14 protein-coding genes are annotated in these 14,164 nt (G+C 38.1%); all 14 read right to left on the bottom strand.

Features of this window, described 5'->3' with window-relative positions; translation table 11 throughout:
- Window positions 1-162: 162 nt before the first annotated feature.
- Complete coding sequence (locus Q5760_RS12880) at window positions 163-2,547, bottom strand: xanthine dehydrogenase family protein molybdopterin-binding subunit (protein ID WP_428908051.1); 2,385 nt, start codon at window positions 2,545-2,547, stop codon at window positions 163-165.
- A gap of 22 nt (window positions 2,548-2,569) precedes the next feature.
- Entirely contained in the window at window positions 2,570-4,531 is a 1,962-nt protein-coding gene (locus Q5760_RS12875; protein ID WP_428908050.1) for a TRAP transporter permease, read from the bottom strand.
- Between the two features lie 95 nt (window positions 4,532-4,626).
- Window positions 4,627-5,649: a TAXI family TRAP transporter solute-binding subunit gene (locus Q5760_RS12870; protein ID WP_428908049.1), complete on the bottom strand. Its 1,023-nt coding sequence runs from the start codon at window positions 5,647-5,649 to the stop codon at window positions 4,627-4,629.
- A 22-nt stretch (window positions 5,650-5,671) separates the two neighbouring features.
- Window positions 5,672-6,658 carry a PhnD/SsuA/transferrin family substrate-binding protein gene (locus Q5760_RS12865; RefSeq protein WP_428908048.1) on the bottom strand — a complete coding sequence of 329 codons (987 nt, stop codon included), beginning with the start codon at window positions 6,656-6,658 and terminating at the stop codon, window positions 5,672-5,674.
- Between the two features lie 38 nt (window positions 6,659-6,696).
- On the bottom strand, window positions 6,697-7,182 hold the full coding sequence (locus Q5760_RS12860) for a (2Fe-2S)-binding protein (RefSeq protein WP_428908047.1): 486 nt from the start codon (window positions 7,180-7,182) through the stop codon (window positions 6,697-6,699).
- A complete protein-coding gene (locus Q5760_RS12855; RefSeq protein ID WP_428908046.1) occupies window positions 7,179-8,060 on the bottom strand; it encodes an FAD binding domain-containing protein in 882 nt (293 codons plus the stop codon). The genes Q5760_RS12860 and Q5760_RS12855 overlap by 4 nt, the downstream gene beginning before the upstream one ends.
- Window positions 8,061-8,093: 33 nt before the next feature.
- The gene (locus Q5760_RS12850) at window positions 8,094-8,849 is read right to left on the bottom strand and encodes a maleate cis-trans isomerase family protein (RefSeq protein WP_428908045.1); all 756 of its coding nucleotides are present in this window, start codon (window positions 8,847-8,849) and stop codon (window positions 8,094-8,096) included.
- A 69-nt stretch (window positions 8,850-8,918) separates the two neighbouring features.
- Entirely contained in the window at window positions 8,919-9,365 is a 447-nt protein-coding gene (locus tag Q5760_RS12845) for an SRPBCC family protein (RefSeq protein ID WP_428908044.1), read from the bottom strand.
- Between the two features lie 29 nt (window positions 9,366-9,394).
- Window positions 9,395-9,877, bottom strand: a complete 483-nt coding sequence (locus Q5760_RS12840; RefSeq protein WP_428908043.1) for an aromatic-ring-hydroxylating dioxygenase subunit beta — start codon at window positions 9,875-9,877, stop codon at window positions 9,395-9,397.
- A gap of 16 nt (window positions 9,878-9,893) precedes the next feature.
- A complete protein-coding gene (locus Q5760_RS12835; protein WP_428912571.1) occupies window positions 9,894-11,054 on the bottom strand; it encodes an aromatic ring-hydroxylating oxygenase subunit alpha in 1,161 nt (386 codons plus the stop codon).
- A 12-nt stretch (window positions 11,055-11,066) separates the two neighbouring features.
- Entirely contained in the window at window positions 11,067-12,212 is a 1,146-nt protein-coding gene (locus Q5760_RS12830) for a zinc-dependent alcohol dehydrogenase (RefSeq protein WP_428908042.1), read from the bottom strand.
- Window positions 12,213-12,248: 36 nt separating this feature from the next.
- Window positions 12,249-12,488 carry a hypothetical protein gene (locus tag Q5760_RS12825; RefSeq protein ID WP_428908041.1) on the bottom strand — a complete coding sequence of 80 codons (240 nt, stop codon included), beginning with the start codon at window positions 12,486-12,488 and terminating at the stop codon, window positions 12,249-12,251.
- Between the two features lie 158 nt (window positions 12,489-12,646).
- Window positions 12,647-13,456, bottom strand: a complete 810-nt coding sequence (locus Q5760_RS12820) for a DUF3891 family protein (protein WP_428908040.1) — start codon at window positions 13,454-13,456, stop codon at window positions 12,647-12,649.
- The gene (locus tag Q5760_RS12815) at window positions 13,453-14,163 is read right to left on the bottom strand and encodes an isochorismatase family protein (RefSeq protein WP_428908039.1); all 711 of its coding nucleotides are present in this window, start codon (window positions 14,161-14,163) and stop codon (window positions 13,453-13,455) included. The genes Q5760_RS12820 and Q5760_RS12815 overlap by 4 nt, the downstream gene beginning before the upstream one ends.
- Between the last annotated feature and the right edge of the window lies 1 nt (window position 14,164).

The following is a 14,164-nucleotide window of genomic DNA, read 5'->3' as shown; positions in this document are numbered from 1 at the left end:
TAAAAAGGAAAACTTACAAAATCTTAACGAATATTCACGATTTTTTATATGAAAAATAACATTTAAGATTGTTATTTCAATTAAATTAGTAACGAGCGAATTTTCCTTTATATGGAAAAAAGTGCCAAGGCACCTTAAACTTGCAGGCACCTGGCACTTTTATTAATCGTTTGATTTCATAACTAATTGCTTATTCTGCTGGCTTGATTCATTAACTAAATTCCAAATATAGTTTGGCGATAATGGTAAACTGTTTATTTTAATATCGAAAGAGCGAAGAGCATCTTCAACTGCATTAGCTAGAACAGCTGGAGGTGAAATGGTACCACCTTCTCCAACTCCTTTTACTCCTAGAGAGTTTCTCGTACTAGGGGACTCCATATGAATCGATATAATATCAGGAATTTCACTTGCAGTTGGTAATAAATAATCCATATACGTACCTGTTACAATTTGACCGTTATCATCATAAACGATTTCTTCATAGACTGCTCCACCGATTCCTTGGGCCACTCCACCTGCAATTTGTCCTTCTGCAATCATTGGATTAATAATTTTTCCTGAATCATGCGAAACCACATATTTTATGATTTCTATTTTACCTGATTCAATATCTACTTCTACTAAAGCGGCATGGACCCCGTTCGAATAAGTAGCAGTTGATGGGACAAAGTATTCTTCAACTGACAACCCCGGTTCAATATCATGTTTTAAAGGTAGTTTATTAGGCTCAGCCCATTTTGCTAATTCAGCATACGTATACCCAACATCTGGTTTATCAATTAAAAAGACTCGACCATTTCCGATTATCAAATTCTCCTTACTCGTTTCTAAGAGAATGGACGCAATTTTTATGGCTTTTTTCTTAATACTTTTACATGCTTTTACAATTGCGTTACCACCCACAACAGCACTTCTACTTCCATACGTACCACTGCCATATTTTACAGCGGCGGTATCACCCGTTACAATTTGGATTTGCTCCATTGGGACATCTAAATATTCTGCACAAATTTGTGCCCAAGTTGTTTGATGCCCCTGACCTTGTGAAGCTGTACTAACTCCACACAGTATACTTCCAGAAGAATCGATACTGATGCGACACCCATCATGCGGTCCTTGCCCTGTTCCTTCGACATAAGCAGAGAGACCGACTCCGATATACTTCCCCTCTTTTCTGTACTGTTCTTGTTTGGAACGAAACTCATGATAGTCAATCTCCTCTAGTGCTTTATGAAAACAGGTTACGTAATCCCCGCTATCATAAATTAATGGTTCACCATCTTTATACAATCGTCCTGTATCATAAGGCATTTCTTCTTTAGTAATCATATTTTTTATCCGAACATCAGCAGGATCCATATTTAATTGTTTTGCGATTAAATCAATGATTCGATCCATAACAAACACAGCTTCCGGTCTTCCAGCACCACGATACTGTGAACACGGTACTTTATTTGTAGAAATGACTTTTACATTACAAGTATAGTGATCTAAACGATATGGACCTGGTAAATGAGCAGCGGTATTATATGAAGTATTTACCCCGTATAAATTATAAGCTCCTGTGTCTAAGATTAACTCATCCCTTAATCCAATGATCGTACCGTCCTTTTGAAATCCTACTTCTACAAAATGGTGTTGGTCCCTAGAATGGGCAGTACCTTTCATATGTTCTAAACGGTCCTCTATCCACTTCAATGGCTTTTTTAACACTGTCGCAAAGTAAGCTAACGCGATCTCCTCTGAATAGATTAATGCTTTTGGACCAAATCCACCACCTACATCTGGAGCTACTACACGAATATTACTTTTTGGAATACTCAGACATTCAGAAATATAATATTGTAGTCTATGGGGCATTTGAGTTGAACTCCACATCGTTAAGGAATTAGTACGTATATCCCAATTAGTCAAAACACCCCTAGTCTCAATTGGATTTCCACTTTGACGGTTGACTTTAAATTTTTCTCTTATTATAAAGTCTGCATTTTTGAGTACTTTTTCTACATTTCCTGCTTTAACCTCATAAGAAACTGCAATATTATCTCCCCATTCTTCAAATAGAATAGGAGATTCTTTTTTCATTGCTTTATAGGGATCATTTACGACAGTAAGTGGTTCATAATCGATCTGAATTAGTTCCAGAGCATCTTCAGCAACCGCTCTTGATATAGCAACAATCGCAGCAACTGGTTCTCCTACGTAACGGGCTTTTTTATATGCAAGTGCTCTTTGCATTTGTGGCTTTATAATTGGTTTTTCGCGTTCCATAACTCCAGGATAAACATTAGACATTAATGGTAGGTATCCTACTTTATCCACTAAGTCCTCTCCTGTAAAAGCAGCAATAACCCCATCTAACGCTAAAGCCTCTACCGTACGGATGTTGTTTATGTTAGCATGCGCGTAAGGACTTCTTAAAAACGCTACATGATAACAACCATCTAATTTTATGTCATCAACATACATCCCTTTTCCCATGAGTAATCGATCATCTTCCGTTCTTCTTAAGTCCAGACCAATATATTTTCCTTCATTTTTCATCATAAAGCCTCCTACCTACACCTTATTGCTGTAACTCTGACCCTTGAATTACTGTAGAATTTTCCACTATTTCCACTGGTCGTCTCTTTTGAAGTAAATAAATTAAAATCGTTCCGCCAATACCAATAATATCTGATACAACCCCTGGATATATCATCCCTAATCCAAATCCAATAAGAAGTATTCTTTCTAGGAAAGTGGTTCTATTAATAAACCAGCCTATGATTCCAGCTGACAGGGAAACTAAGCCAACTAAAGCAGTTAAGGTCGAGTAGATAATCGCTATAATAGAACCCTCCATGAGTAACGCTGGTTCTAAAACAAAGATAAATGGGATAATAAAACCTGCTAACCCCAATCTCACTGCTTCAAATCCGACTCGATTTGGATTGGCATTAGCTATACCCGCTGCCGCGAATGCAGCTACTGCTACCGGAGGTGTAATTGCAGAAATGATAGAAAAATACACAATAAACAGGTGTGCTGCCATAGGAGAAATTCCCATTGCGATCAACGCAGGCGCTGCAAGCATAGCTGTTAAAATATATGCTGCTGCAACTGGCATCCCCATTCCTAAAATAATACAGATTAACATAACAATAAGGAGAGTAGGGAATAACATCCCTTCTGTAATCCCGAGAATGATACTCGTTAATTTCCCTCCTAAGCCTGTCGACATAATTCCTGCTATAACTAATCCTGCAGCAGCACAGGCAGCTGATACAGCAAGTGACGACTTAGCCCCATCAACCATGGCCTCATAAATTTTCTTTAGTCCCATACGCGTATCTTTTTTAAACCAACTAACGGCAATAACCGCTAAAATTCCATAAAATCCTGTACGGGATGGACTATAGCCTTGCAATAAGAATACGACTAACACGATCAATGGAATAAAATACTGCCAGCCATTTTTAAGGGTTTTACTCACTTTTGGTAGTTGATCTTTATCGATTCTTGGTAAATTACTTCGAACTGCTTCAAAATGAACCATAAAAAATAACGATACATAATACAAAACTGCTGGAAGAAGTGCTGCAATAACAATGGAACCGTATGATAATCCTGTTACAGCCGCCATTAGGAATGCGGATGACCCCATAATAGGTGGTAAAATACTTCCACCAGTTGATGCTACAGATTCAACAGCAGCTGCAAAGGTTGGTTTATACCCTGTCTTCTTAGCCATAGGAATGGTAAAAGCACCTGTCGTCACAACATTTGCAGTCGGGCTTCCTGAGATCGTACCAAAAAAGGCACTAGCAAAAATAGCAATTTTAGCAGCACCACCTCGACTTCTGCCAGCAATTGCTGTTGAAATTTCAAAGAAAAATTCACCTGCACCTGACTTTTGTAAAAACGCCCCAAATAATATGAACATAAAAACAAAAGATGCTGCGACCGCAAGTGAAGAACCCCATAGTCCATTAAAACTAAATGCAAGTTGATCTAATACTTCAGTTAATGACATTTCTCTGTGGGCCCATACACCATTTAATAAGTGCCCCCAAATAGCGTAAGCTAAAAAGATGAATACAACGACTACAATGGGAAAACCGATTGTTCGTCGAGTAATCTCAAGTGATAAAACCACCAAAACAAAGCCAAAGAAGACATCCCAATTTGTGAGTGAGTCAATAGAAGGAATTCTTGTAGCAATTCTTTCAGCATTAACTGTATAGTAAATCCCAGTCCATAAGGCTAAAATTCCTCCTATAATATCTAAGGCGATTAACTTTTTATTACTGTTTATTTTTTTTGAAAAAGTGTAAGCAAAAAAGGAAAGAATTAGAATTAGCGATAAGTGGATGGACATCTGATTAATAGGATCTAATTTTCCCCAGATAACAGACCAAATCTGATAGATAGAGGTAATGCAGGCTAAAACCGCAAAGATTATTTTACTAACACCTTGTAATTCACGCGAACTACCCTCGATAAAAATTCCACCTATTGCATTTCTAATACGGGATAATGGTTTCAAATAAATTCCCTCCTTTAAGGCTTCTTAAAATAAAGGGACCAATGTAGGTCCCTTACAAGCCACTTAGAACTTTTTAAGTTCTTTATACAAATCTCTTATTCTATTACGCCAATCTCTTTAAAAAACTTTTCAGCCCCTGGATGGAGCGGCACTGAACCAACATCAGCCATATTTTCTTTAGTTAACTTTTTGAACTCCTCATGGACAGTGCCTAAGTATTCTAAATTCTCGTAAATCGATTTCACCATTTTATATACTGTCTCATCATCTACGTTTTTGTTTGTAATTAAAATGGCAGGTGTATTAACTGTTTTAATGGCTTCTTTTTGGAAATCATAGGCACTAGCTTCAACGGTTCCCTCTATTAAACCTAAGTCTTTTTCTAATTTATCAATAACATCGTCATTTAAAGAAATCATCTTTAATTTCATCGTAGTTGAAGCCTCAATAATTGAACTATCAGGAACTGGGATTGCGTCCCCTGTTCCATCTGCCCGGTTATCACTCATCATTTCAAATGGTTTTGAACCTCCTAAGTGATCTACTGATCCTCCCCACCCAATAATTTCTTCATAGGAAGTCCCGTAGGCCTCCAGAATCTTTCTGGTAATAATTTCTCCCGGTGAACCTTTATCATCCACCACAATACGGGCAGGATATTGACTTTCCACAATATCATCAAAAGAATCATACGGAGCGTTCTCTACGGCTACAAATTGATATAGATTCCTCGGAATAACAACACTTACGGCTCTTATGTCTTCATATTTTTTATTGTAAGGTTCTGTACCTGTATAAGCAGCATGTGAAGTCATAGAATACGCAATTCCAAATGGAACTGTATTATCTCCAACCAACGGTGGATTTTCGACTAACCCACCAGGTTCAACGGTTACAATTGATCCTTCATGTGTTTTTCTAATTGATTCGGCAATCCCTTCAGAAAATACGGACCATGATCCTCCAACAGAACCACCAACAATATTCGTTATGACAGGAGAACTATTTTTATCTTTTGAGCTATCGTCACTATCTGTGCTACTAGTCTGCCCGCATGCAGATAATAACAATGTAATCCCAATAATTAAACTACCAAATAATTTATAACCCTTTTTCATATAGTTTCCTCCATTTTTGAAATTAAATTGCTGACTGTTTCACCGTATTTGGCGCAAACAATTCCTCAACTCTTACACGTCTTTCTGACAAACCTTGTTCAAAATGATATTGTAGGAAAGTATCTAATACATGATAGTTTTCCTCAATCCCATAAGGCCAAATATTACCATTAAAGATTTTTCTTTCTTCCTCTGCTTCAAAAACACCCCATGGTAGCATCGTTTTTAATGCAGTGAGATCAAACAAGTTTTTCTCTGCAATGTCTTTTGCTTCTTGGAATGCTTTCACAAGCTCAGGTGCCAACCATGGGTTTTGTTCATATATCTCTCGTTTAATCACGACAGTGTGCATAATTGGAAAAATACCCGTTCGTTTGAAATAATCTTGCTCAGCTGCTTTAGAATCTTCCCATAATCGTTTAATACGTGGGTCACCATTATTAAAAGCGGAAGGGAGTCTCGCACATAATAAACCGTCAATCTCACCTTCTAGGAGCATTCCCGTTAAGGTCTTACCTTCTGGAGCTTGTTCAATTGAAATTCCTTCTGGTGGAGTCCAAGGAATTCGTTCATCTCTTCCTGGCTGTTCTTCCCCTCCTGCTACCCATTGAATATCTGAGGGATCTACACCATATTCATCTTTTAAAATTCCTCTTTGCCACACTAGTGCAGTCATTTGATACTCGGGAATCCCGATTCTTTTACCCTTTAAATTTTCTGGACGTGTGATACCAGAATGACTGTTGATTAATATATTCCCATGTCTAAAGGCTCTTGATAGAAATACAGGAATCGCAATAAAAGGGCTATTACCACGAGATACACTTAATACATATGATGATAGAGAAAATTCCGCTATATCAAGGTCTTGATAACGTGCCATTCGGAAAAATAATTCTTCAGCATCTAAAAATAATGGATTTAATTCTACCCCTTGAACTTTCACTCTACCATCTTTAATCGGCATACAACGATCATAATCTCCAGTACCTAAGCTTAGTCTTAACATTTTTACATCTACTCCTTTATTTGTATTTAATTGAATACTTATACTTGAACTTTTTTTAAGTTATCTGATGTTTTTTTAACAGCTTTAATAATATTGGTATATCCTGTACATCTGCATAAATTTCCCGAAAGTGCTTCGCGAATCTCATCTTCATTTGGTTCAGGGTGTTCGATTAAAAATCTCTTCATCGACATTAAAATACCAGGTGTACAAAAACCGCATTGCAATCCATGTTCTTCTTTAAATGCTTGTTGAAGTGGATGGAGGGTTCCGTCTTCATTTGCTAACGATTCCACCGTTTCAACCTCATAACCATCCGCTTGAACTGCCAACATTAAACAAGATCGAGCGGATTCATTATTTACCAAAATCGTACATGCCCCACAAACACCGTGTTCACATCCAACATGAGTTCCTGTTAAATTTAACTCTTCTCTAAGAAAATCAGATAATAGTAATCTTGGCTCAATTTCCTTTTCCGCATCAATACCATTCACCCTCATTTTAACTGTTACTAGGTTCATGCAAGGACACCTCCTCCAGCTTTAGCGACAGCTTTTGTTAACGCTCGTTCTAATAATACTCCTGACAAATTCCGTCTGTATTCCTCTGTTCCATGTATATCTCCTTCTGGTTCTAATTCATCTAGTTGCATGAAAGCTGCTTCCTTAATTAGTGATGAATGAGGGTTCTTTCCTTTTAGGAATTCTTCTGTTTCTTCAGGGATAAATGGGACAGGGTTTGCTCCTCCCATTGCAATCTTGGCGTCTTTTATCATTCCGCTTTTTTCTAGTTCAATAGCAACAGCTACTTCTGCCAAGGCAAAGTCGCCACTTCTTCTAGCTATTTCTTCAAAAGCATAGCCACTTCCCTTTACCATCTTAGGAAAGCGCACTTCTTTAACAATTTGATGAGGCTCAATTGATGTTAAAAGATAACTCAAGAAAAATTCTTCGGGTGTCAAAGTAATTTCCTCATCCTTTGATGCAATCACAATTTCACCTCTTAAAGCAGTTAATATACATGGTAGTTCTGCGGAAGGATCCCCATGTGCAATACTGCCTCCAATTGTACCTCTACTTCGGATTTGAGCATGACCAATCCAACGAATTCCTTCTATTAATAGAGGACATTTATCTTGGACTAGTTTTGATCTTTCTACATCAACATGCCTTGTCATCCCACCAATTACTATGACATCATCTTCTTCACGTATTCCTTGTAGTTCTTTTACTCTACCTATGTCGATTATATAAGCAGGAGTAGATAGCCTCATATTTAATAATGGAATAAGACTCTGACCACCAGACATTATTTTGGCATCATCTCCATATTGTTCTAACAAATCAAGTGTTTCTTCAAAACTATTAGGGCGAAGGTAATTGAACTTGGGTGGTTTCACTTTATCCCTCCTTTTAAGCGAAAGTGATAAAACTTAGTATTTTCCAGATAGTAGACTACCAGCGCTTGGCACCCTTGTATCTAGATTCAATGTCTTAAGAATTCGGTACACAGTTGAAGTTGCAGCCGTAAGTACTGGGAGTCCGAGTTGGTCTTCTACTTTTTGAACAGCAGGTAGAGATGGCATTTGAACGCAAGCAGATAGAACAACTGCATCTGCTCCTTCAATATTCAACCTTTTAACAATATCAGGTAAGTTGTTCGGATCTAATCTACCTACATCAAGATTATTTGGAACTTCTAAACTAATGGCATCAATGACCTCAATTCCACTTTGTTCAATATAATCAACAACCATTTGTGTTAATGGCTTCATATATGGAGTGACAATAGATACCTTTTTAGCACCGATTGCATTAATCCCTTCGATAAGGGCACCTGCACTACTAATGACAGGAGCCTCACCGCCGTTTTCTACCGTTGCTGAATGGAGCCGATCTTCAGAGCGCTTATGGTATCCGGCCCCCATACACATGATGGCTACTAGACAAGCGTATGCAAGAACATCACAACGAGCGTCTGACAGTTCTACTGCGCATCGGTCACTATCAGCATCCATCTTAGCTAACTCTTCTTTTACGACCTGTTTCATTCTCATTCGACTTGAATGGAACGTAAATGAACTCTCTCGATCAACCATCATTTTCTGCTGCAGCATCGCAGGAATTTCAGTTTCCATGGTTGTATTGGAACTAGGAACAATTAGTCCTACACGATAATTTTTTTCCATCTTATCAACCTTCTTTTTTATTTTTTTGTTTATTATAAATTTTGTGAATTTATTTCTTGAAATTTAACATTAACTTGATGTTACTTTGATTTCCTTTTGAATGTCCTTAAAAAACTTTCCAGCTAAAAATTTAGCGACTCCACCTAATACTCGGTTCCCAACACTTGCAATCGTTCCACCTACTGCAGCTTCACAATCCCATTTAAGAACAGAGCCTGTTTCGGTTTCATCAATATAACAATTCATTTTCGCTTCGACATGACCCGGAGAACCACTACCGGAAGCATGTAAGATATAATACTGATGGTGATCGATGTCCTCTAATCGGACTTTCCCAATATATTCACCTTTAACTGAAGCAATCCCTAGCTTTAAAATGACATCATACTCACCTGACTCATTCAAGACGAGTTGTTCACAGCCTGGAATAACCTTCTTTAAAATCTCCTCATCATGTAGAGAATCCCATAATTTTTGTGGACTAATATCAAACTTCGTTTCACCTTGTAGGTTCATTTAACCACTCCTCATTATTTAGTAAGACATTAAATAAGGAAACTAAAGTTACCGATATATTCGTCATTTTCAAGCAAGATTGTCTTCTTTTGTGCAATTTTCCAAGATAGACCTGATTGAATTAATTCATACTCCATTCTTCCAGAGTAAATCGTTTTAACGCTTCTTCGTATTTCAACAACTATAAAATTAGCAGCTACTTTTATACGGTCATTAAGATTATCAAGAATTCGTACATTTGTCAGCAAATGATTCGTTTTTGATTGAGGCTCCTGTCCATAAGCCAAACCACTTTCTAACCGCCATACACGTTCCTTCAAGCGTTCCATGTTATCATAGATGATCGATACATGTACCATGGGGTCATAATCATCTTGATTCGATGGAACCCAATAAATCGCATCCTCTGCAAATAAATGTAACCAATCCTGAAATTGTTTACGATCTAAGTAATCCGCTTCTTGAATTAAGAATGCTTCAATTTCCTTAATATCCACTAAAACAGGATTCATAAAAGTGCCCTCCTTCTTAAGACATTAGTTGTTTCCATTCTTTATAAAACGCCCTTGAAGAGATCTCATCACTAGATGTAGCCGTAATGATTCCATCTTCATCAACGACTTCACGACTTAATCCACGGCTAATTTCTAACCACTCCCCATCTTCATCTCCACTTTTGGCCTTTAATCCTTCCACGACTCGATCAAATGCAACCTCTAAATCATCGACAGTTCCAAACCCTGCTGGTCCGTAAAACCCTTCATGTTTTCGTAACCGTGCTGCGTTTTCCTCTTTTGAAGCTCCTTTTAACATAATTGGATATAACTGTACATTTGTTTTATCAACTGAAACAGGGAACGTTACTCGAACTTGTGACCCGAGAATTCCTAAATTCGGGAAAATGATCAGATTAAATGGTAATTCACCAATTCCGATATCTGCGTCAAGTTCATAAAGGGAATGACCGTTGCCAAGATCGCGAATTTTTTCGGATTTATGCATTCTGGCAAAATTTATTTTCTTACCTGTTTTATTAGCAAGAATATTAAAGAAACTTCGATGGGTCACGCTTAAATGGTATGGATCAATTGTATTTTCGACCTGTTGTTTCCAGTTTCCGTCAAAATGATATTTATGAACACCTGCATTTAAAGCTATCCCTTCTGGTCCCGTTCCAACAACATAGTCTAAATATTTCTTAGCGTGACCTAAGTGTTCATCAAGACTTTTTCCAGCCTTGCTGAGGCTCGCAAAAATAAACCCATTATGAATTCCTATTCTCGCTACTTTTTTGAGTCCCATTGTGCAACGATCAAAATCTTCCCCATAACCGTCCTGAAATGGCATTCCGGTTAGATCTCCATTATTTGAGTAGGTCCAACCATGCAGCGCACATCTAAAATAGTTAGCGTTTCCTTTTTCTTGCTGACAAACCGTTGCCGCACGATGTCTACAGCGGTTGAAAAAGACATTCACCTTTTCTGTATCTGCTTCACGCGTGACAATAACCGGCTGTCTTCCAATGAAGGTCGTTTTATAATCACCTGGGTTGGCAATTTCACTTTCGTGAGCTACATAGACCCATGTTGTTTCAAAAATTTTCTCCATTTCTAATTGAAAGATTTCTTCTTTTAAATAAATATCTCCGTGAACGGCTCCTTCTTGAACAAGATTCGTTACTTTCGTCATCTCCACTCCGAATCACCACTCCTTTTTCAATGATTCATTCACTACAGCTACATGAATACAACCGTCTTTTCCGTATGCATGTGTATGGACGGCTTCACCTGCTTGTTCAATTGGATAACTATGAGTCACCATTTTCTCTAATGGATATCTTCCAGATTCAATGACACGTAAAGCTACACCCACAGCCTTCGTTGGTCTTCCCAATACACCTTTGACGGTTAATAATTTCCATGTAATTTTACTAGACATTAGGTTTTGTGTTAATTTCTCATCCGTTGCAGAATGTACTACAGTTGCCCTTTCACCTGCTAAATCTAGCGATGATACTAATTGTTGTGGCGCTGTTGCCGCATTAATTACGGTATTGGCCATTCTTCCATCAGTTACTGCCGCTACTTCTTTTACAACGTCTTGAGTATCGGCGAAGAAGGTATGTGTGGCTCCAAATTCTTTTGCCATTTCTAGACGATGGGCATCTTTGGACATTCCTGTGACTATAATCGTTTCAGCGCCAGCCTCTTTGGCCCCGATTACGGCCCCTAATCCCATAGGTCCAGGTCCTTGGATGACAACTGTATCTCCCACTTTTGCATTTCCTACTTCTTGGACCCAGTGAATCCCATTTGAGATAGGAATATATAACTGTAATAGCTCTGGTGAAACATCAGGACTCGCTTTATGAATAATCGCATTCGGGTGTAAATACATATATTCCGCAAATCCGCCCCATAATGCAGTCTTAGGATGATCGATTCGAACAGCACCATAACGAAGTTCAAAGCATTGGTGATAATGGCCTGTTAGACAATTACGGCAGGAACCACAAGGGATGTATTCTTCTACAACTACACGGTCCCCTTCTTTCACTCCCCAACGTTTGGCTGCTTCTGGTCCGATTTTTGAAACGCGACCTACAATCTCATGCCCAATCACACATGGCAATTGAAATACACCATTACCTCCATTTAGATACGCTTCGCTATCAAAACCACATACCCCACAAGCTTCCACATGAAGCAGTCCGTCATTCTCTCCGATTTCAGGCATCGGGAATTCCAATATTTCAACTGTTTCTTTTCCTGTTAATACAGCTGCTTTAAACTTTTGTGTTTCCCCTTTTTGATTTTGAAACAATGTCGTATCAATTTGATTTGACATGCTTTGTCACTCCTTATATTTAATTAATTTTTTTGTTTAGGATTCTAAGTCGTCTACTTCATGAATCCATCTCGTTTTCGATGGGTCTAGTAAATCGGTCAGGTCTTTATGCGAGCTCCATACAAGACTCTCTAATTCTAGAGGATCAAAATAGGAAATTTTTCCGGTTCGAATATCTTTAAGCATTAAGCGATCTCCATTGGCAGAGCGGTCTAGTGCAACAGCTACAATAGCAAATTCATTTTTCAAAATCATACTTTCTCGCAATGGTATCACCTACTGTTTGTCTTTTTTAACAGAATATTCAGTTATTTTATTGGAAATTCACCTCTTCTTCACTTGTTCTTTAAGAAATACCGTAGACTAGAATAATCAGGGTTTCTAAAACAACATTTCTACTTCAAAGTCAAAAAAATAAGTAAACAATAGTAATGTTATCTAGCAACAATTTTCCATCTTACATCTTCTGTTTCTGTGTTTTCTAGTACACTTTTGGCTTCTTGCTGATTTTCATAATCACGATCTCCGATTCTTCTTGCTGGTACAGTAGTTTCAAAGTCTTGCGCAAATGGGAAGGGACTTAATTCAACTGTTCCATTACCAAGTGATTTTGCCGTAACCTCGACGGGTTCGCTTGTACGTGTTGGTCTAATGATTCCTAAGGACATCGTCTTTTCTTCTTTAGGATTGTTCAACCCCATGAACAACCCTAAGCGATCCATGACCTGGAAGAATTCATAAGACATCCAAATTTGATCTTCAAACTCACTAAATTTCTGTTGATAGGTCCAGTATTGTTGTTTGATATCGACCCATTCTTTTTGGATGGTAGATAAAGTGTTGTTCATAAAATTCTGTAAATTGTCAGGAACGTTGTACGTAAAAGTCGGATCGTACCCAAACCTACTTGTATAAAGACCAATCCAGTGCATCCCTAGCATCATTCCTGCATATGGATCTTTCTCAAGCGTATTACGGTATCCCGTTTCATAAAATTTTACATGTTGGGGAAGTTGTACATCCATGAAGTTTAACGGTCTTTTCGTATTGGGATTGAATAAAACCTCCGTATCTGGCTCATGCCATCCAGAGTCATGTCGTTCAATTGCTAGACTTACAGATTCATGTTTTAATAGTTTTTGGAAATTCTCATTTCCCCACTTTCTCGCAATATCTCCTACTTGCAGGGCATGATCTTCCTGTCTGATTAACACCAAATTACCATCTTGTCCCGATATAATCATCTTGTGACAACCTCTCCCTTTATTTGGTTCATTTCTTCTATCACTTGTTCCGTACTCAACACATCTCCATATTTTTGTTGAATATCGAATAGATTAAGAGCATGAGTCGTAATTCCGCGGTCAAATACACATTCTTCTGGGACAACTACTTTATAATGGTTAGAAAAAGCATCTACTGCCGTTGCCCGAATACACCCGCTCGTCGTACAACCTGTGATAATGACACTATCTACTCCTTTTGCATTTAAATAGGAAATAATCGGTGTCCCATAAAATGCACTTGCTTTCTTTTTTGAAATGACGATTTCACCCTCAATTGGAGCAATAGCATCGACCACTCTCGTTCCTTTTTCCCCTTCAAGCATGATAGGTAAGTTAAACGCATTTCCTTTTATCACTAAATTCTCATTGTCCATACCTTTATTACCTTCAATAACCGTATATAGTACAGGCACCCCTTTTTCACGTGCCTTATCGAGTACCTTTTTGATATGGGGAATGGCTTCCCAACTTGTTGTTCCACAGCTCGTCGGATATTTTTTGATCGATTCTTCAATACCTTCAGGTCCATCTCCTGTAAAACCATACTGAACATCGATGATTAATAATGCAGGTTTCTTGCCTAGCCCCGTGTTTTTTCCTAAGCCTGCAGAACGATAGATTTTCGCATCCCTTTCATGTAAGAATTTTTCCCAAATTCTTGCCATC

Origin of the sequence: Niallia sp. Kr1 (genome assembly GCF_050389805.1) — a bacterium.
Lineage (GTDB): Bacteria > Bacillota > Bacilli > Bacillales > Cytobacillaceae > Bacillus_BD.
The sequence above is the reverse complement of the archived record's forward strand: the minus strand, read 5'-3'. Positions and strand labels throughout refer to the sequence as shown.